Origin of the sequence: Sinosporangium siamense, assembly GCF_016863435.1 — a bacterium.
Classification (GTDB): Bacteria; Actinomycetota; Actinomycetes; order Streptosporangiales; family Streptosporangiaceae; genus Sinosporangium; species Sinosporangium siamense.
The window spans coordinates 81699-100953 of sequence record NZ_BOOW01000035.1 but is presented as its reverse complement, the minus strand read 5'-3'; the positions used below and the strand labels follow the sequence as shown (position 1 = coordinate 100953).

At 68.6% G+C, this 19255-nt stretch carries 14 protein-coding genes; 6 read left to right on the top strand and 8 right to left on the bottom strand.

The window, feature by feature from the left end; genetic code table 11:
- Window position 1 precedes the first annotated feature (1 nt).
- Complete coding sequence (locus tag Ssi02_RS27250; protein WP_204030426.1) at window positions 2-1498, bottom strand: FAD-dependent oxidoreductase; 1497 nt, start codon at window positions 1496-1498, stop codon at window positions 2-4.
- Between the two features lie 502 nt (window positions 1499-2000).
- On the opposite strand from Ssi02_RS27250, the gene Ssi02_RS27245 reads away from it, so the two are divergent.
- Entirely contained in the window at window positions 2001-2489 is a 489-nt protein-coding gene (locus tag Ssi02_RS27245) for a MarR family winged helix-turn-helix transcriptional regulator (RefSeq protein WP_204030425.1), read from the top strand.
- A gap of 395 nt (window positions 2490-2884) precedes the next feature.
- On the opposite strand, the gene Ssi02_RS27240 is transcribed toward Ssi02_RS27245, so the two are convergent.
- On the bottom strand, window positions 2885-3589 hold the full coding sequence (locus tag Ssi02_RS27240) for a class I SAM-dependent methyltransferase (RefSeq protein WP_204030424.1): 705 nt from the start codon (window positions 3587-3589) through the stop codon (window positions 2885-2887).
- A 125-nt stretch (window positions 3590-3714) separates the two neighbouring features.
- Complete coding sequence (locus Ssi02_RS27235) at window positions 3715-4167, bottom strand: glycine-rich domain-containing protein (RefSeq protein ID WP_204030423.1); 453 nt, start codon at window positions 4165-4167, stop codon at window positions 3715-3717.
- 48 nt (window positions 4168-4215) lie between these two features.
- Here Ssi02_RS27235 and Ssi02_RS27230 point away from each other — a divergent pair, with 48 nt between their 5' ends.
- On the top strand, window positions 4216-5751 hold the full coding sequence (locus Ssi02_RS27230; protein ID WP_239129787.1) for an NsdA family TPR-like regulatory protein: 1536 nt from the start codon (window positions 4216-4218) through the stop codon (window positions 5749-5751).
- A gap of 74 nt (window positions 5752-5825) precedes the next feature.
- Here Ssi02_RS27230 and Ssi02_RS27225 read toward each other — a convergent pair whose 3' ends face one another.
- The 5 genes from Ssi02_RS27225 to Ssi02_RS27205 form a co-directional block, all read right to left on the bottom strand.
- Window positions 5826-6563 (bottom strand): DUF8453 domain-containing protein, encoded by a 738-nt coding sequence (locus Ssi02_RS27225; protein WP_204030422.1) that lies wholly within the window; start codon window positions 6561-6563, stop codon window positions 5826-5828.
- A gap of 725 nt (window positions 6564-7288) precedes the next feature.
- Entirely contained in the window at window positions 7289-8146 is an 858-nt protein-coding gene (locus tag Ssi02_RS27220; RefSeq protein ID WP_204030421.1) for an SMP-30/gluconolactonase/LRE family protein, read from the bottom strand.
- Between the two features lie 411 nt (window positions 8147-8557).
- On the bottom strand, window positions 8558-10909 hold the full coding sequence (locus Ssi02_RS27215) for a hypothetical protein (RefSeq protein WP_204030420.1): 2352 nt from the start codon (window positions 10907-10909) through the stop codon (window positions 8558-8560).
- Between the two features lie 597 nt (window positions 10910-11506).
- On the bottom strand, window positions 11507-13111 hold the full coding sequence (locus Ssi02_RS27210; protein ID WP_204030419.1) for a glycoside hydrolase family 10-like protein: 1605 nt from the start codon (window positions 13109-13111) through the stop codon (window positions 11507-11509).
- Between the two features lie 441 nt (window positions 13112-13552).
- Complete coding sequence (locus tag Ssi02_RS27205; protein ID WP_204030418.1) at window positions 13553-15673, bottom strand: elongation factor G-like protein EF-G2; 2121 nt, start codon at window positions 15671-15673, stop codon at window positions 13553-13555.
- Between the two features lie 343 nt (window positions 15674-16016).
- Between Ssi02_RS27205 and pgsA the strand changes: the two genes are divergently transcribed.
- The 4 genes from pgsA to Ssi02_RS27185 are packed head-to-tail and all read left to right on the top strand — an operon-like array spanning window position 16017 to window position 19232.
- Window positions 16017-16619, top strand: coding sequence for a phosphatidylinositol phosphate synthase (pgsA, locus tag Ssi02_RS27200; protein WP_204030417.1), 603 nt, complete (start codon window positions 16017-16019; stop codon window positions 16617-16619).
- Window positions 16616-17527 (top strand): phosphatidylinositol mannoside acyltransferase, encoded by a 912-nt coding sequence (locus tag Ssi02_RS27195; RefSeq protein ID WP_373870205.1) that lies wholly within the window; start codon window positions 16616-16618, stop codon window positions 17525-17527. The genes pgsA and Ssi02_RS27195 overlap by 4 nt, the downstream gene beginning before the upstream one ends.
- A 17-nt stretch (window positions 17528-17544) precedes the next feature.
- Window positions 17545-18693 (top strand): glycosyltransferase family 4 protein, encoded by a 1149-nt coding sequence (locus Ssi02_RS27190; protein WP_204030416.1) that lies wholly within the window; start codon window positions 17545-17547, stop codon window positions 18691-18693.
- The gene (locus Ssi02_RS27185; RefSeq protein WP_204030415.1) at window positions 18690-19232 is read left to right on the top strand and encodes a hypothetical protein; all 543 of its coding nucleotides are present in this window, start codon (window positions 18690-18692) and stop codon (window positions 19230-19232) included. The genes Ssi02_RS27190 and Ssi02_RS27185 overlap by 4 nt, the downstream gene beginning before the upstream one ends.
- Window positions 19233-19255: the final 23 nt, after the last annotated feature.

The following is a 19255-nucleotide window of genomic DNA, read 5'->3' as shown; positions in this document are numbered from 1 at the left end:
GTCACCGCACGGGACGGACGCCGACGCCGTCGAGGTAGGCCTCGATCGCGCCGAGTTCGGCGGTGCCGGCCACGGCCGCGACGTATCCGTCCGGCCGGATGAGCGCCCACTGCTCGGGCGACAGCCCGTACGCGCTCTGGACGTGGCCTCCGGTGTCGAGGATGTCGCCGCCGATGATGTGGATGCGCAGGCCTCTGCGCGGTTCCGGGACCGGGGTGTCGCCGGGCTTGTAGCCAAGCAGGGTCCAGTGTGGTCCCTGGAACAGGCTGAACAACCGCGTGGCGAGCCCGCCCGCGCCGGTGACGGGAGCGTCGGGCGCGCGGTCGCCGGACGCCACGCCCTTGTAGGGCTCCAGGCCGGTGAGCGACAGGGACGAGTCCGGGTAGCCGACATCGAGCTGGGTCACCTCGCGGCCCCGGCGCATGTCGAGGTTCTTGGCCGCTTCGAGCAGCTTCTTGGACAGGCCGAGGACCGCCTCGGCGACCGGTCGGCGCTCCTCCTCGTAGGTCGCCAGCAGCGACTCCGGCGCGCCGTCGAGCACGGCGGCGAGCTTCCAGCCAAGGTTGTAGGCGTCCTGGATACTCGTGTTCAGCCCCTGCCCGCCGGTCGGCGGATGGCAGTGCGCGGCGTCCCCGGCCAGGAGCACGCGCCCACGCCGGTAGGCGTCGGCCAGCCGGGCCTGCATCGTGAACACCGATGCCCAGGACACCTCGCGGATCACGATGTCGTCTTGGCCGCCGCGCTCATGGAGCAGGGCGGTGAGCCCTTCGGCCGAGAGGTCGACGTCCACGTCGAGGGGGACCGGGGCCATGTACTGGAACATGTCGGTGCCGTGGAGCGGGCACAGCGAGACGCTCCGCTCGGGCTTCTCGTTGCCCCAGCGGTGCCAGACGCGCGACGAGGCGCCGTCGACCCGCACGTCGGCCACGAGCGCCCGCACGTTGAGGGACTTCCCGCGGAACTCGATGCCGAGGGCCTTGCGGACGAAGCTCGATCCGCCGTCGGCGCCGACCAGGTAAGCGGCTCGCACGGTCCGCTCCCCGTCGGGGGCGGCGATCCGCGCGGTCACGCCGTCGGCGTCCTGATCGAAGCCAACGAGTTCGCAGCCGTACTCCGGGGCGTGGCCGAGTTCGGTCAGCCGCTCCCGCAGCCGGCGCTCGGTGAGGAACTGCGGAACGAGCAGCGGGATCTGGTACGGCTCGGCAGGCGTCGGCTCAGGCAGGATCCCGGCGTGCTTGTCGACCGGTCCGTCGTGGGTGTAGGTGCGCAGGGGAGGATACGCGCCCCCCGAGGCGACGATCCGGTCGACCACGCCGAGGTCCTCGAACACCTCCTCGGTGCGCGGCTGGATGCCCTTGCCGCGTGAGCCGATGAACGGGTGCGGCGCCTTGTCGATCAACCGAAACGCGATGTTCCTGCGGGCGAGATCGATGGCGAGGGTCAATCCCGCCGCGCCGGAACCACAGATGATCACGTCAAGGTCTTCGTTGCGTGCCACGGTTCACCTTTCCGTCGGTGGCGGTCGGCCGGGCAGCCCATCCCGCCCGACCTGACTTTAGGTGTATTTAGCACGGAGTATGCTTCGCAGCCGAAGCGGTCGTCAAACGTTTCCCCATGGCCGACACATCGCCCCGGCAACTTCCCGGCCATCGAGAAAGGCGTCTTGAACTGGTCTTTCACGACCCTTCACGCATGGAAGAAATTCTGCTCCAAGTGTTGCGACCACACTGTCCCAGTGGCGGGAAATTATGTGTATTATGAGCGCATCTACACGGAGGTGATCGCCCTGACCATCCGTTCCCACGCCGGTCATGAGGTGACCGATCACCCATCGCGGGAACGGCGCGGCCCCCGCCACGCCTCGCCATCCGCATCCGCGTCATCGCCATGCGAAGGCGGCGTCTCCCCCGGGCACCGCCGGCCTACCGGAGGCTGCCGGTATTCTCGCCTTGGCACCTCCCCGTCCGTCCGCAAGGGCACGTAAGGCATCGGTGGCGAGCATGGCTTCCCGACACCGCCGGCACATCGCGTTCCGGCGCCTGCATGAATCGCTCGTCGACCTGATCGCGCTCATGAACCTGCCGCAACGCGACGAGGCCCTCATGGCCGAAGCAGGCATCGATCTCGACCGCGCGTTGTTCAAACTGATCGTCGGAATCCGGCGGTTCGGGCCGATCGGCGTGGTCGAACTCGCCGAACGGGCAGGACGCGACCACACCACCGTCAGCCGGCAGGTGGCCAAACTCGCCGAACTCGGCTTGATCGAGCGGCGTCCGAACCCGGCGGACCGACGGGTCAAGGAAGCCGTGATCACCAGTGCGGGCCGTCGCATCACGGACGCGCTCGAGGCGGCCCGGGAGAGGCTCGTCGACTCCGCGTTCGCCGAATGGAGCGACCGGGACCTCGTTCAGTTCGAGCAACTGATGCGCAGGTGCGTCGACGACATGCTCGCCATGTCCGCGGCCGACAAGGAAGAGGGCGGCCAGTAGTGCCGCTCAGCGCTGAACAGCATCACCTGGCAGGCCTCCGATCGGCCCCGAGCAGCATGGCACAGCCAGATAGCCGTGACCACGAAGGTCTACACCGAAGCAACCGATGAGGCCACGGAGGAGGCGCTCAGGAAGCTCGGTGGCACGCTCGGGACGTGAGGCAGCCGCCGCCCGCTGCTGTACTTCGCAGCTGAACGGAGATCAAAACGGCCACTTCCGAAGGTCGGAAGTGGCCTTTCAACTGGGTCGGGGTGGCGGGATATGAACCCACGGCCTCTTCGTCCCGAACCTGATTGGGTGGGCCTAGGGGTGGGGGCGATACATGCCCTCACCTGGCCGTAGCATCCCAGTCGGTTCAAGGCCGTTCGCTTTCGTGCGTGGCCGTTGTCACTCGCTTAGTCACTCAGATTGTCGGGAGGACGGCGGGCGCTCACGATGAGGGTGCCCAGCAGTTCCTGCTCGGGTGCAGGGTGAATGCGTGCGTCCACATCCACGTAGCCATGATCGGACAGGATGTCGGCCCAGGTCGCTGCTTCGTAGGCCCACCGGTACAGCCACACTTGGGGCCCCGTGAACCCGGCTCCGTAAATGCCTTGTGGGCCGTAGGCGCCGGGGACGGCAGGTGCGTGGGAGAAGGCGAGGCGCCCGCCAGGCTCCAGGCGGTCGAGTACGGCGGGCAGCAGGCGGGCCGGGTCGGTGAACCAGGCTGCGCCCCAGATGGAGTAGATCGCATCCCAGCGGCGCCCGGCCACATCGGCGAGGTAGTCGAGGACGTCGGCCTGGATGAAGTCGACGCCGGGCAGATGCCCCCACCGCGCGGCCGCGCGCTGGCACTGGACGGACGAGATGTCCACGCCGTGGGTGGTAATGCCTTTCGCGGCGAGGGCGGCCACCGCGTTGCCGCGGCCGAACCCCAGTTCCAGGGCTGTGGCGGGTTGGCCGAGGAGTTCGTCACCGGGGCCGTGCCCTTTGTACTGGCACCAGCCGAAGGCGTGTTTGAGCGCTTCTTCGGGCGTCTCGGTGTCGGCCTGGCCGATGCCGTACCGGTCCCAGTACTCCGAGGGACCGGTGGCGTGTGTGGGGTGAACGGGTGTGGTCAACGCTGCGAGACCTTTACGGCGGCGACAGGACCCCGCTCACGCTACCCACACCCATACATGATCACCGGTGATTGCGGACCGCCCCGTGCCGCCGTCAATGTACCGAGAGCAACACTCCGCAAGAGTCAATGGCAGTCGGAGCCGGGGTGGCACGGGGTGCACTTGCTGCCGTCGCGCTCCCAGAGCGGCCAGTCGACGGCGAAGCCGTTGCTCTCGATGACGTGTGCGGTCTTCATGACGGATCCGTCGTACTTGAACTCGATCTCCGGCGTGTGCTCCAGGAACCCGCCGCTGAAGTTCCTGGCGCAGAAGTCCCGATAGTTCACGGTGTCGAGAATGAACCCGTGGACGGCGATGTCGATCAGCGGGCCGCAGCCCAGTCCAAGACGCCGGCCGAACTTCTCCATCGCGGTGATCAGATAGGCCACGGCCTGGCCAAAGCAGCGCTCGGCCATCACGGTGTCCCAGGGGTGGTCTCGAGTCAGCAGCTTGATTTCGCGCTCCCACACCTGCGCTGAGACGAAGGAGCGCGGGTCACGGACAGTAGTACGCGTGCTTTCGGTGGTTGTTGCTGTCATCGGGGTCCTCCAGCGCGTGGAAGGTGATCGGACACCCTTGAGTCAACGATGCAGGGCCAGATCGGCTCAATGCCGCCCAAGGAGGTGAACAATGTCGAGCGCGGCAATAGCGCAACAGCCGACCTGCGGCTTATGGTGCGCCTGCTGAACCCGCGTGCAGTGAAAGGTGTGGCGACCATGGCTGTCAGCCACCGTCGTCGGGCCGAGCTAGCCCGTCTGGCCGCCCGCATCCGCGCCGAGGCCCAGCGTACGGGGATGCCGGTGCCGCTGATCGCCGAGCAGATTAGCCGCCTTCTCCCGACTGTCTCGGCCTTGGAGGCATGGCGCCTGGCATATGGGTGGTCGCGCCCGGAGGTGCTGGAGGGGATCGGCAGGCTCTACACCGGTGACGGGCTTGCTCGGCCTGGTGCGACCACGGCGATGCTGTGCCGCTGGGAACACGGGGCGGCGCGGCCCTCGCCCGAGTATGCCCAGGCGCTGTCGCGGTTGTATGGCGTGCCGTTGTGGAGGTTGGGCCTGCCGTACCCCCACGGCCCATCGCCGCCCTGGTACCGTCGGCCCATCGCCGATTCCGGGCAGGAGGCAGCCGTGGAGCACAGCAGTCTCAAGGCCGTAGCCGACAGCGTTGCACTGCAAATGGAGGCCGAAGGCGCGTCCGGGCCGGCTACCCGCGACCTGCTCGCCCAGGCCCTTGACTTCTACGCTCTGGGCTACGGAGACCACCCACCTGCGGTCCTGGCCGCTGAGGTGCATCGGTGCCGTTCCCTGGTGGTGGGCGCGCTGCGCCCCCAGCCAGGCGAACAACAGCGGCGCGAGCTGCGGCGCGTAGCCGGATGGCTTTCGGCGCTGCTAGGCAACCTGGCCTTCCACACGGGCGATGCCTCCGGCGCGCACATCCATTTGGGTACCGGTGCCAGGCTCGGGATCGACGTCGGTGAGCACCGCCTGGCCGCCTGGTCGCTGGGCGCGGCATCCATGGTTGCCTTCTTCGAAGGGCGCGACCAGCACGCGTTGGAGTTGGCTGAGCAGGCGGGAGACTACGCCGACACTGAGCTGCGTCGCGCCCAGATTGCTGCCTGGTGCCGACTACGCCCGTTGGCCCGCCTCGGGGAGGTCTCCGAGGCGCGACGCACAGCTGATGCGGCTCGTCGGCACATGGATGCCGCAGGAGGACGGGGGAAGCCGGGCCGGTTCGGGTTCGACGCCGCTGAGTTGCATCTGCACCTGGCGGAGGCCCACCTCGACCTAGCCGAACCGGGACGCGCCGCCGAGTACGCGCAGGCCTCAATTGCATCAAAGGCCGTTGGCTCGGGAGGGTGGGCCGCAGCCACTGGGGTCCTGGCGCGTGCCCACGCCGCCCGGCGCAGGGCTGACGACGCGTGCGCCTTGGCTGGTGCTGTGCTTGATGAGGTGCCCCCGCAGCGACTGCGTTCGACCACCCGTAGGCGGTTGGAAACACTGGTGTCCGACCTTCGGGCTCAACGCATCACCGGACCGCAGGTGCGCGAGCTAGCCGAGCGGATCGCGCTGCTTCCTGCTTCAGCTGCGCCGAGTCGCTCCAGTCCTGAGCCCAACGGCCACTGAGCGGCGAAGTTCGCCGGAATACTACTTTAACCTGGTCGAGCCGCAGTTAGACGCCTGGCCGGCATTCTGGGATTCTAAATATCGTTCTCGCTTGTATGTAGCATTTCTGTTACTCCGCTAATGGCACTCGCGATAGAACGGCCTGTCGCTCGGATCTCTCCCCGAATCTTCTCCAGCTCTTGAACGCCCTGGTGGACCGACTTGACGCCCAGCCGGCCAATGCCACCCATATAGATGTTCAGATCGATCTTATGGGTGAGCGTCTCGACTCTGCCGAACGGACCTTCAGCATCGACTGTGACGGTATAGACCTTGGGTAGCGATGAGTTAAGCCGTTCGTGGGTGACATCGAGGAAGAACTCGAGACGATGACGTGGAGGGATCTGCGGGATACCGTCGGTGAAGATGTAGATATCAGCGATGGGATCTGCCTGTACCTCGTCGAGATCCCGGACTCGTTCAAGCGGAGGATCGAAAGCGATCTTAACATTGCGCGCTACGCTGGGCCCAACATTCTCAATCACGAGGTCAAAGACCTGCTTCACATGACGGTTGAGCTGAATATCTACCATCACGTACGGCTCTTGTTGTTCACGGTGTACTTGTTCCGACAGGGCCAACTGGCGACTGGCGATTTCTGCCTGCTCGCGAGCAGAGGCCGCTTGATCGTTAGCAGCATCTGCCGATCTCTGGGCACCGGCTGCCTGATCAATTGCTGCTTGAGCTTGGCGTCGTGCATACGTGGCTACCCACACAGCGACGATGAGGGCCGCTATTGCAGTGGACACAGCGACGATGTCTGTCCATACCATGCCCGATTCCGCTGCTGACGTCGTATGCCCTTCGTAAATGTGCCTTCGCCTGATGACATGAGCAGGGTCTAGCTCTTCAATGCAAACAACCCTAGCCCACCCACTGACACCTCTAGTGTGTTGTATGAGTATTGAGCAAGCACGGCCCTCCGAGGCTCAGCGTGTTTGGAAGCGGTTGCTTGGGCGTGCTGTCAAGACTGAGGCATCGGAAGCCGTCTACCTCTGCCTGATATCTGCATGGCTGCGCTCAAGTTGAGAAAAGAGCGCCAGGAGCAGGATCGAAAGGCTCATTCGGAGTGCTGGGAGGATGCGGGTCGTATTCACGACGCGCAATGGCAAGCCTATGGAGCCGCACAACTTCAACCGCAGGTTCGATTTTCGCGTCGAGCAAGCGGGTGTGCATCGGATCACCGTGCACGGCACTCGGGGGACCTGTGCGACGCTGCTCGCCGCCCTGGACGTTCACCCCGAGTGGCCTGCGGATTCTCCACCACAGCCAGATAGCCGTGACCACGGAGGGCTCACCGACGCCACCGAGCAGGCTCTCAGGAAGCTCGGTGGCACGCTCGGGACGTGAGGCAGCCGCCGCCCGCTGCTGTACTTCGCAGCTGAACGGAGATCAAAACGGCCACTTCCGAAGATCGGAAGTGGCCTTTCAACTGGGTCGGGGGGCGGGATTTGAACCCACGGCCTCTTCATCCCGAACGAAGTGCTCCTCCACTGAGCTACTTGCGCAGATTGACAGACTCAGGGGTCTGGTCGACCCGGGTGGTGAGCACCTGCCCGGTGCCCGGCGGCACCGGGCCTGTTTCGGAGTCGGACATGTCATGCCATTCGGCGGCTGTGATGAACAGAGTTGTCCCGTCCGGGCCGCCGAGCGCGCAGGCGAAGCACCCTCGGTCGATGTCGACCGTCTCAAGGACCTCGCCGCCCTCGCGGATGCGGACACAGCGCTTATTGCCGACGTCCGCATACCAGACGGTGTTCTCGGGGGCGACACAGATGCCGTCGGGGTGGTCGGTCCCGGTTTCGGCCCAGACGCGGCGGTTGGACAGGCTGCCGTCCGGGGTGATGTCGAAGGCCGTCAAGCTGTTGCGGTAAGAATCCGCGACGATGAGCGTGGCGCCGTCGGGCGTGACCGCCATGCCGTTGGGGAAGGCGATGTCGTCGGCCACCCGGCGCACCGAGCCGTCCGCCGTGACCAGGGCGACGAAGCCGGGCTTGAACTCCTCGCCGCTCATCATGTCGAAGCCGATGGCGTTGACGTAGACGTTGCCTCGGCCGTCCACTGCGATGTCGTTCCAGCTTGCCTTGCCGAGGTTCGCGTGGGTGGCCAGGGATCCGTCGTTCTCTTGGCGGAGCAGCTTCCCCTCCTGTGAGGAGACGATCACCAGTCTCCCGTCAGGGAGCCGGGCGGTGCACAGTGGGAACGACTGCACTCGTGCGACCACCTCGGTGCGGCCGTCCAGGTCGACGGCGATGACCTCACCTGCGGTCCAATCGGAGAAGTACAACCGGTCTCCGTGCCAGCGTGGGGACTCGACCAAGCCTCGCCCGGTGACCAGTGTTTGTACCTCGTTCATTGCGGCGTGCCCCTTCCCTTCGCCGACCTGGCGTCGGTCTTCAACAGCTACACGAACCGCCGGCGGTTCGATCGACAGATTTCAGTACGACAGAGCAGCGAAGGGCGATTGTTTACAAGAGAGAGCCTGTGCGCACCGAACTGGACGCGTCGGGGCAACAACTGCGCGCTCCACCAGCGGGCTTTGGTTGCCGGCCGGGGGGGACTACGGAGGGCACGTCTTTGGCCTGGGGCTATCCCTCTCGTGGGGAAGGATCGATGCGGGGGCACGGCACTCAAATCGGGTGCTGCTCCGCTAGGTGAAGTGCCACACGAAGCTTGGTGGAGTTGAGGAGGCCGAGCCGCAAAGGCGGCCACACGTACGGCGGTGCCGTACACGGCGAGGGCGCGTTGCCCTCGCCGTGTGCGGGGGTCAGGCCGGTTGGGTGGCGCCGAGGGTGCCGGCGGGGCCGGTTGGGCGGGGTTCGGGGGTTTCGGTGGTGTCGTCCGGGGTGGGGGCCGGAGTTGGGGTGGTGGGGTCGTCCTGGCCCAGGGAGGCGATGCCGACGGACAGGACCAGGGGGACGGCCAGGGCGAGGGCCATGGAGAGCACGGCGGCGCCCGAGTCGTTAACCAGGGTGCCGACCACGCCGCTTACCAGGGTGCCGATGAGGCCCGCGCGGAGGGCGGGGGAGTGGGTGAAGGCGGCGGGGATGACGCCCGCACTCGCGGCGCCGGGGCGTAGGACGGCGAAGATGAGGAAGGCCAGGGCCGCGATGACGATCGGCATGAGGTTGGGGTTGAGCAGGGTGCGCAGCATCGCGTCGAGTTTGCGGAGGATGACCGGGAGCGCGTCGCCGGTCAGCACCTGTCCGGCGAAGCGGCCGAGGTGGGTCTGGGAGTTTGGGGGGCGCATGTTGTCGAGGAAGGCGATGGCCATCACGGTGACGCCGCCGGCGACGCAGAACGCGCCGAGCTTCACCAGGGAGACCTTGCGTCCCGCCACGAGCATCGCGGTCACCGCGATGCCGGGCAGAAAGGCGATGACGCCGCCGAAGTCGCTGCCCACGCCGGGCCAGCCGCCGAGGATCATGGCGACGCCGCCCGAGGCGGCCACCACGATCGCGCTGAGGCCGCGCCGCCCCTGGGCGGTGAGACGGTGGGCGACGACCGTGGCGGTGAGGAGCACGGAGGTGGCGAGCAGCGCGAACGGGATGTTGCCGAGGCCGTAGTAGCGTGCCCCGTTGATGCCGTTGAAGCCCATCACGCTGTTGAACTGAAGCGTGGTGCCCGTGATCAGGTCGCCGACCAGGGTGGCGGCGGTGACCGAGGTGACCACCGCGAGCGGGCCGAGCGGCCTGTGCCGCCACGGCCCGGTGAGCGCCACCGTGGCGATCAGCAGGGCGCACCCGAGGATGCCGCCGACGAGCGTCGCCATCGGCTGCCCCGCGCGGTGCCACGGGAAGAGGTTGACGAGATAGGTCGACGTGGGCAGTGAGGCGAGGGCCAGGGCGGCGACCCGCACGGCGGGGAGCCCGGTGCGCCGGCGCAGCAGCAGGATGGCCACGATGTAGAACAGCACCTGGAGCCCGGCGAGCGTCCAGAAGAAGCCCGCGCCGAGCCCCCTGATGGTCTGCCCTGCCGTCTCCTCGTCCATCAGGCGGTCCCTGGCGTCCTCAAGCGAGGCCGCACGCCGCTCTCCCGCCTCCCACGGCACGCCGACCACCCCGCCGGGGATGGGGACGCCCGCGACGGTGAGCAGGGTGGTGGTGAGGTCGGGCAGGATCGTCATGTCGTCGCGGTGCGTGGAGACCGCGCCGAGCGTGCGCCCCTTGGCGTCGGGGGCGCGGAGCGCGGCGACACGCAGGTGGGGGACCGTGCCGTGATCGGAAAGACCCGCCACCATCACGGTGGCGCCGGCGGGGAGGGCGGCGAGCACCGCGCGGACCTGCTCGTCGGCCGCGCGCACGGCGGCCTGGCGGTCCGCGGGGGCGAGCACCTCGGGCTCCCTCGGCATATAGCCGGAGGTCAGGTAAGGCTTGATCAGGGTGTCCACGTCGACCACGGTGATCCGGCACCGCTTGAGTCGCTCAGGGTCGAGCTGCGCCGCGGACGGCACGTAGTCCACGACCGCACCCGTGGGATCGGCGAGTGCCACGGCGGCGCCCGGTCCGACGGCGACGGCGCACTGCCCGGCGGCCTTCACGGCGGCGCCGAGGGCACCGGCGTTCTTCTGCCCGCCGGGCTCGATCAGCGACGCGAACCCGGGCACCACGGCACTCGTCCCCCGCTGCTCAGGCACCGGGGGACCACCGCACCGGCCGCCGACGGCCGACCTGATGCCGGCCGACACGGTCAGCCACGAGTCGTAGGGGCAGGACACCGAGCCGACGGTGCGCACCGACAACGACCCGGCCGCGCCCTCGGCGGCGAACGCCCACAGACTGGGAGTGTCCTTGGGGGAGAGGTCGCTCCACATGAGCCCCGGCACCCCGATAAGCGCAACCGGCCCGGCCGCGACGTGTTCGACCGCGGACCCCGCGGACCCCGCGGACCCCGCGGAACCCTCGGAACCTGAGCTGAGAGCGCCTGGTGCCGTGTCCCCGAGGCCGAAGGCGGAGGCGCCGTGTCCAAGCGACGACGCCCCGGACCCGGACACGCCGCGATCGGACGCCGTCTCCCCGGACGCGGCGAGCGCTGGAACCGCCGCGCCGAACGCCAGGGACGCGGTGACCACCGCCCCCATCAGCACGCCCGCGAGCCGTGCGACCATCGTGCGCCTCACTTGCAACCTCCCCGTGGAGTCCCGGCCGGATTGGGCGGGACCGCGCGACCACCGCGCGTCGGTGACGACCGCCGGGACCGCCGCTCCGGAGGCAAGATCCACCGAGGAGCTGCGGGCACCCCGGCCGATCCGATTAGACCGTCAACCCAGGCACCGTAGGGCAAGATCGTGTTTGCGGTCCACAGATTCACGGAACTCACCCAAGGCCGCGCCTCATATCCACCCGAATGAGATCTCGCCACCACCCGAACGGCTGGATCACCGCGATCACTGAGGGCTGGGGCCGATGCGAGGAGGCCCGTACGGCGCCGCCGCCTGGGACGGGCGGCCCCGGTGCCCAAGCCGCCTGGGACAGGCCTGCGGAGGCGGCCTCGGCTCAAGAGCCACGAAGACCGTGGCATGCGGCCAGGCTTAGGGGCCGTGGTGCCACGGGGACCGCCGTACGGCGGAGCCCGCACGGGGAGAGGTCCCAACGGGCGGATGGCCAACCGCCAGGTGAGCGGCGCGCTGCGGGCAGCGTACGGGCGGCCTGACGTGCGCCAGGGGCCGGCCCGGCAAACCGTACGGCGGTGCCCGCGGGGCGTTTGGTTGCGGGGGTCAGGAGCCCTTGACGGCGAGGATTGTGGGTTTGCTCTCGTTGGTTAGCCGGTCGAGGGAGGTCACCAGGTAGGTGCCGCCGCCGCGGAGGGGGAAGCTCTGCCGGGTGCCGGCGACTGCGGGTTCCACGGCGAGGAGGTGGCGGGCGTCGGCCGTGGTGCACGCGCCGGGTTCGCCCTGCACGCGGTAGACGGCGTAGCCCGTGGCGCCCTGGGCGGAGGCCCACGTCAGGTTGCCGCCCTCCTGCTTGAGGTCCGCGGGCGGGGGCGGGGCCTGGCCGCCGCGGTCCTTCATGAGGGGAAGCAGCGCGGGCCGCGCGTAAACCGTGGAGGAGATGCGGTCGAGCACGCGGAGCGGGTTGGTGCCGAGCTGCTTGGCGCTGAAGAACACCTCCCCCTTGATCTCGCCGATCTTCCTGTTGAGGTTGATCTGATCGACCAGCTCGCCTGGCTTCTTCCACGCCGGGTTGACGGTGGTGCCCACCTGGTAGAGCGCCTGCCCGATGTAAAGCTGGACGTCGGTGCCCTTGACCTCCTTGGCCCACCAGGGCGCGAGCACGTTGTAGTCGGCCGTCTTGAAGCCCCTAGGCCAGTAGAGCTGGGGCAGGACGTAGTCGACGGTGCCCTTGCGAATCCAGTGGCGGGCGTCGGCATAAATCGAGTCGTAAGCCGACATGCCGCTGGTGGCCGAGCCGGTCGGGTCGTTGGACTTGTTGCGCCAGATGCCGAACGGGCTGATGCCGAACTTCACGTAGTTCTTGGTGTCGTGGACGGCCTTGTCCACCTCGGCCACGAGCTTGTTGACGTTGCCGCGGCGCCAGGCGGCCAGGCTCTTGCCCTTGCCGTATTTCGAGAAGGCGGCGGAGTCGGCGAACGGGGTGCCCTTGCCGGGATAGGGATAGAAGTAGTCGTCGAAGTGCACACCGTCGACGTCGTAGCGCTTGACCACGTCGGTGATCACCTTGACTACGTGCTCACGCACCGCGGGCAGGCCGGGGTTGTAATAGAGCATGCCCTCGTGCTTGACGGTCCAGCCCGGGTTGAGGCGGGCGGGGTGGCGCGGGGGCAGCGGGGTGGTGTCCGAGGCGGCGGCGCGGTAGGGGTTGAACCAGGCGTGGAACTCCAGCCCGCGCTTGTGGGCCTCCTCGATGAGGAAGGGCAGCGGGTCCCACCCGGGGTTCTTGCCGGGGGCGCCGGAGAGCCACTGGGACCAGGGCTCGTAGGGCGACTTGTAGAACGCGTCGGACGCCGGGCGCACCTGCACGAACACCGCGTTGAGCCGCCGGGCGGCGGCGTTGTCGAGAATGCGGGTGTATTCGGACTTCTGCTGGGCGATGGGGAGCCCGGCGCGCGAGGGCCAGTCGATGTTCTTGACGGTCGCGATCCACACGCCCCGCAGCTCGCGCTTGGGCCGGCGAGGGTCCGGGTCGCACGAGGTGGTGGCCGAGGTCATGCCCGCGCCGGCGGCGGCGAAGGGCATCGAGACGGACGCGGGCTTTGGCTTGGGCTTGGATTTGGGCTTGCCGCTTGGGCCGAAGGCGTAGGCCGCGCCGGTGGTGGCGATGGAGAGAGCGGCCACGACGATCAGTGGGCGTCCGGTTCGCATAAGTCATCAGTCTTGCACCGCCACCGGCATGCTTTCGCCTGAAGAAGGAATTCGACTCGTGATACCCAGGTAACGTCGGGTGATCGGCGGGCCCGGCGCGGCAAAGGGCGTTGGCGTGCCGCCTGAGACACGTTATGCCGCCTGCTGCGGTCTGCCGGTAGGTCAGGCTCCGGTCAAGAGCACGTTATAGCGGGGAGCGGAGCGGCTCACCGGGAGCCGGTCCGCTCCGGTCCGGTTCGGTCCGTCCGATCAGGCCCAGGCACGCAGACCCACCGGGAGAAACCGGACGGCCCCACGCACGCAGTTCCACTGGAAAGAAGCCAGACGGCCCCACGCACGCAGTTCCACTGGAAAGAAACCGGACGGCCCCACGCACGCAGATCCACCGGAAAGAAACCGGGCGGCCACACACAGGCGGCCGCCCGGAACCCGATCAGGCCGTCACGTGGAAACCACCTTGTCCGCCAAGTGCGACGGCAGCGGTTCGTAGCGCAGGAACGTGCGGGTGAACGTGCCCGTCCCGTGCGACATGGACCGCAGGTCGATCGAGTAGCGCGTGATCTCCAGTTCGGGCACCTCGGCCCGCACCAGGGTGCGCCCGCGGCCGACCGGCTCGTTGCCGAGCACCCGCCCACGCCGCGAGGACAGGTCCGACATCACCGCCCCGACGTACTCGTCCGACACCAGCACCGCCACCTCGTCGACCGGTTCGAGGATCAGCGTCGGCACCTTGGCCGACGCTTCCTTGAGAGCGAGCTGGCCGGCGATCTGGAAGGCCATGTCGGAGGAGTCGACCGAGTGGGCCTTGCCGTCGTACAGGGTGACCCGGATGTCCACCATGGGATAGCCCGCGACCACCCCCCGCTCCATCTGGGCCCGCACTCCCTTCTCCACCGAGGGGATGAACTGCCGGGGCACCACGCCGCCCACGATCTTGTCCACGAACTCGAACCCGCGCCCGGAGGGCAGCGGCTCGACCTCCAGATGGCAGATGGCGTATTGCCCGTGGCCGCCGGTCTGCTTGACGTTGCGCCCCATGGCCTGGCACTTGCCGCCGAAGGTCTCGCGCAGCGGCACCCGGAGCTGGACCTGTTCGACCTCGACGCCGTGCCGCCGGGCCAGCCGGTCCAGGAGCACGTCGGCGTGGGCCTCGCCCATGCACCACAGGACGAGCTGGTGGGTCTCGGCGTTGTTCTCCAGCCGCAGGGTCGGATCCTCGGCCACGAGCCGTGAGAGGGCCTGGGAGAGCTTGTCCTCGTCGGCCTTGGACTTGGCCTGGATGGCGACGGGCAGCAGCGGGTCGGGCATGGTCCACGCCGTCATGAGCAGCGGTGAATCCTTGTCGGACAGGGTGTCCCCGGTCTCGGCGCGGGAGAGTTTGGCGACCGCGGCGATGTCGCCGGCCACGCACTTCGCCGCGGTGCGCTGGTGTTTGCCGAGTGGTGAGGAGAGTGCGCCGATGCGGGCGTCGAGGTCGTGGTCATCGTGGCCGCGGTCGGTCAGGCCGTGCCCGGAGACGTGCACGGTCTGGTCGGGGCGCAGCGTGCCGGAGAAGACCCGCACCAGGCTGATGCGGCCTACGTAGGGGTCGCTGGTGGTCTTGACGACCTCCGCCACCAGCGGGCCCTCGGGGTCGCACACGATGCCGTTCACCGGCCTGCCCTGAATGGTGGTGATCTCGGGCATCGGGTGTTCGAGAGGTGAGGGAAAGCCCTGGGTGATGAGTTCGAGCACCTCCTGCGTGCCGATGCCGGCGCCGGTGGCCAGCACCGGGTGGAAACCGCCCCTGGCGACCGCCTTCTCCAGGTCGTCGATGAGAACCTTGCTGTCGATCTCCTCGCCCGACAGATAGCGCTCCATGAGCGATTCGTCCTCGCTCTCCTGGATGATCCCTTCGATCAGCCCCTCTCGGTATTGCTCCATGAGGTTGAGCAGGTCCGCGTCGGGTGCCCGTTCCGTACGGCTGCCGCCGGAGTAGTCGTAGAACCGCCGGGACAGCAGCCCGGCCAGCCCGCCGTCGTGGGGCAGGTAGAGCGGCGCCACGCCGTCGCCGAAGGCATCCTGGCAGAGCGCCAGCAGCTCCTCGAAGTCGGCCCGCTGATGGTCGATCTTGGTGATGACGACCGCCCGGGGCATGCCCACGGTGGCGCATTCGTCCCAGAGCATGCGGCTGAGCCCGTCTACGCCCTCGTTCGCGGCGAGCACGAACAGGGCGGCGTCCGCCGCCCGCAGACCCGCGCGCAGATCGCCGACGAAGTCGGCGTAGCCGGGGGTGTCCAGCAGATTGATCTTGATCCCGTTGTACACGACCGGGGCGAGCGTCAGGTTGACCGATCGCTGCTGGCGTACCTCGACCTCGTCGAAGTCGCTCACCGTCGTGCCGTCCTCGACACGCCCCGCGCGCTGGGTCGTGCCGGTCGCGGCCAGAAGGGCCTCGACGAGTGTGGTCTTTCCCGCTCCTGAATGGCCGACCAGCACGACATTGCGCACCATGTCGGGTCGGTCGGCCGAAGGTGCTCTGCCCGCGGCTCCCGGGGCACCACCGCTGTTCCTGTCCGCCACGTCGCCTCCTGCGTCTCGTGTGCGGCCGCTCGGGCGACCGCAGCCGGGTCCGCCACCCGCGTCGGTGCGCACGACAACCGCAACGACGCGGTGTGTTCACCAAATACCTATGTGGCGAATATCACAAGGGGGAGGAGGCAAAGTGATAGCGGGGGATTGACCGATCTGCTCTGGGAGCGTGGGGCCGTTTCCGCCGACCGCGTCAGGCATATCGGTGTTTGCGGAGGTCGCCGGGGGCGCCGCCGTACATGATCCGGCCAGGGCAGATACCCACAGATTCCGGCGTGTTCCCCATCTTCAACAGACGCCACACAGCCCCGCCGATGGATACGATCAAAACGCGATGCTCAAACTTCTACGCCCCGCCGTGACCCGAGTCCTGACCCCCCTGGGCAGGACCCTCGCGCGGTGGGGGATCAGTCCGAACGTGGTCACCGCCGTCGGCACGCTAGGCACCGTGCTCTCGGCCCTGGTCTTCTATCCGCGCGGGCACCTCTTCTGGGGCACGGTGATCATCACGGTCTTCGTCCTCGCCGATCTGCTCGACGGGGTGCTGGCCCGCATGACCGGCGCCGACGGCAGCGCATGGGGGGCCTTCCTCGACTCGACGCTCGATCGGGTCGGCGACGCGGCGATCTTCGCCGGGCTGATCTTCTACTTCGTCCTGCGCGACGATGTGCTTCTCGCCGCGCTGGCGCTGTTCTGCCTGGTGGCCGGCATGCTGGTCTCCTATTCCAAGGCCAGGGCTGAGGGGCTCGGCATGACCGCCGACGTCGGCCTCACCGAGCGGCCGGAGCGGCTCGTCGTGATCCTCGTGGCGACCGGCCTGTCCGGCCTCGGCGTGCCGTACATCCTTCCCGTGGGCCTCTGGCTGCTCGCCGCCGCGAGCGCGGTCACCGTCTGCCAGCGCCTGCATCACGTCTACCGACAGGCGGTGCACCGGTGAAAACGCAAGACCGTCTCGTGGCCGCGATGTACTCGGTGGCGTGGTACCTCGTGCCGCGCGTGCCCGAGCGGCTCGCCGCCGCGGTGTTCCGGGCGATCGCCGACCGCATGTGGCGGCGGCGCGGCAAGTCCGTGCTCCGCCTGGAGAAGAACCTCTCGCGGGTGGTCGGCAAGGACCCCGGCGACCCGGCCGTGCGCGAGCTGAGCAGGGCGGGCCTGCGCTCCTACTTCCGCTACTGGCTGGAGGTCTTCCGGCTGCCCGTCATGTCCCGCGAGCGCATTGTCACCGGCATGCACTCCGTGGACGATCATTACATCTTCGACAACGTCGCCGCCGGCCGCGGAGTCGTTTTAGCCCTTCCGCACATGGGCAACTGGGATCATGCGGGTGCCTGGCTGGTGCACACGGGCCACCCCTTCACAACCGTCGCAGAACGCCTCAAGCCCGAATCGTTGTTCGAACGATGGCTGGCCTTCCGCCAGAAGCTCGGCATGGAGGTGCTGCCCCTGACCGCCAAGGACGGCGGCACCGCGCACGCCTTCGGCACACTCGCCCGCCGCCTGCGCTCGGGCAAGGTGGTGTGCCTGCCCGCCGACCGCGACCTCACCAACAACGGCATCGAGGTCGAGTTCTTCGGGGAGCACACCCGCATGGTGGCGGGCCCCGCGCTGCTGGCGATCCAGACCGGCGCGGCCCTGCACCCCGCGTCCATGTGGTTCGAGGGCGGTGACTGGGGGCTCCGCATCCACCCGGAGATCCCCGTGCCGGAGCACGGCTCCCGCAAGGAGAAGGTGGCCGCGATGACCCAGGTGATGGCCGACGTGTTCGCCGAGGCCATCGCCAAGCACCCCGAGGACTGGCACATGCTTCAGCGCCTGTGGCTCGCCGACCTCGACCCGCGCCCGTGACCGCCATGGGCCGGACCATGAGGATCGGCATCGTCTGCCCCTACACCTGGGAGGTTCCCGGGGGCGTGCAGGCCCACATCCGCGACCTCGCCGAGGCTTTGGCGCGCGACGGCCACCAGGTGTGGGTGATGGCGCCCGCGGCCGAGGACGCCGATCTGCCGCCCTATGTCACCTCGGCCGGCCGCGCCGTGCCCGTGCCGTACAACGGGTCGGTGGCGCGGCTCGCCTTCGGCTTCCTGTCGGCGGCGCGGGTGCGCAGGTGGATCAAGGAGGGCGCCTTCGACGTGCTGCACGTGCACGAGCCCGCCGTGCCCTCGGTCGGGCTGCTGGCCTGCTGGGTGGCGCGGGGGCCCATCGTGGCGACCTTCCACGCCTCCTACCGCAGGTCGCGGGCCATGTCGGTGGCCGGTCCCATGCTGCAGAGCGCGCTTGAGAAGATCACCGGCCGCATCGCGGTGTCGGACGCCGCGCGCAAGACGCTGGTGGAGCATGTCGGGGGCGACGCCGTGCTCATCCCCAACGGGGTGACGGTGGGGCGTTATGAGCAGGCCGAGCCGCTGCCGGGCTGGGGGCCGGGCGGCGGTGTCATCGGCTTCCTCGGGCGCATGGACGAGCCGCGCAAGGGGCTTCCTGTACTGCTTGAGGCCTTCGCGCTGCTCGCGGCCAAGCGGCCGGACGTGCGGCTGCTGATCGCCGGGCCGGGCGACGAGGACGAGGTCTACGAGCAGGTTCCGGCCGAGTACAGGGACCGGGTGGGAGTGCTCGGCCTGGTCAGCGAGGAGGACAAGATCAGGGCCTACCACTCCGTGGACGTCTTCTGCGCGCCGAACCTCGGCGGCGAGAGCTTCGGCATCGTGCTCACCGAGGCGATGTCGGCGGGCGCGCCCATCCTGGCGAGCGACATCCCGGCCTTCCGCCGGGTGCTCGGCGACGGGCAGGCGGGTGTGCTGTTCCCGACGGGCGACGCGCGGGCGCTGGCGCGGGCGGCGGACGAGCTGCTCGACGATCCGGAGCGGCGGGCCAAGCTGGCGGTCGAGGCGCGCCAGGCCGTGCTGAAATACGACTGGTCGACGGTGGCGCGCGACGTCGTGCGGGTTTATGAGACGGTCGTCGGCGAGGTGCCCGTGCTCGTCGAGGACGAGCGCGCCGAGGACGGTGCGCGGTGAGCACGACGACGATCATCCTGGTGGTGGGCGTTCTCGTGGTGCTCGCCGCCGTCTACATCTCCTGGCGGGCCGGGCGCCTCGACCGGCTGCACATCCGGCTGGAGCTGGCGCGCGAGTCGCTCGACGCCGCCCTTGTGCGCAGGGCCGCCGTCTGCCTGGAGCTCGCCGGCTCGCGCATCCTCGACCCGGCGACGAGCCTGGTGCTGGCCGCCGCCGCCCACGAGGCGCGTACGGCGGGGCCCGACGAGCGTGAGCACGCCGAGAGCGACCTGTCTAACACGCTGCGCGCGGTGATCGACCAGGAGCGTTTCCACGAGCGTATGGCGGAGTCCCCCGACGGCAAGGCGCTGTGGGACGAGCTGCACGCCGCGGTGGCCAAGGTGCTCTACTCGCGGCGGTTCTACAACAACTCCGTGGGAGTGACGCGTACGGCACAGCGCCGCTGGCTGGCCCGGACGCTGCGTCTGGCCGGCCGTACCGAGTATCCGAAGTTCTTCGAAATCGACGACGTACCGCCACAGGCCATGGCCGCAGAGTGAGCACGTTCCCACCGTGCTGTCCG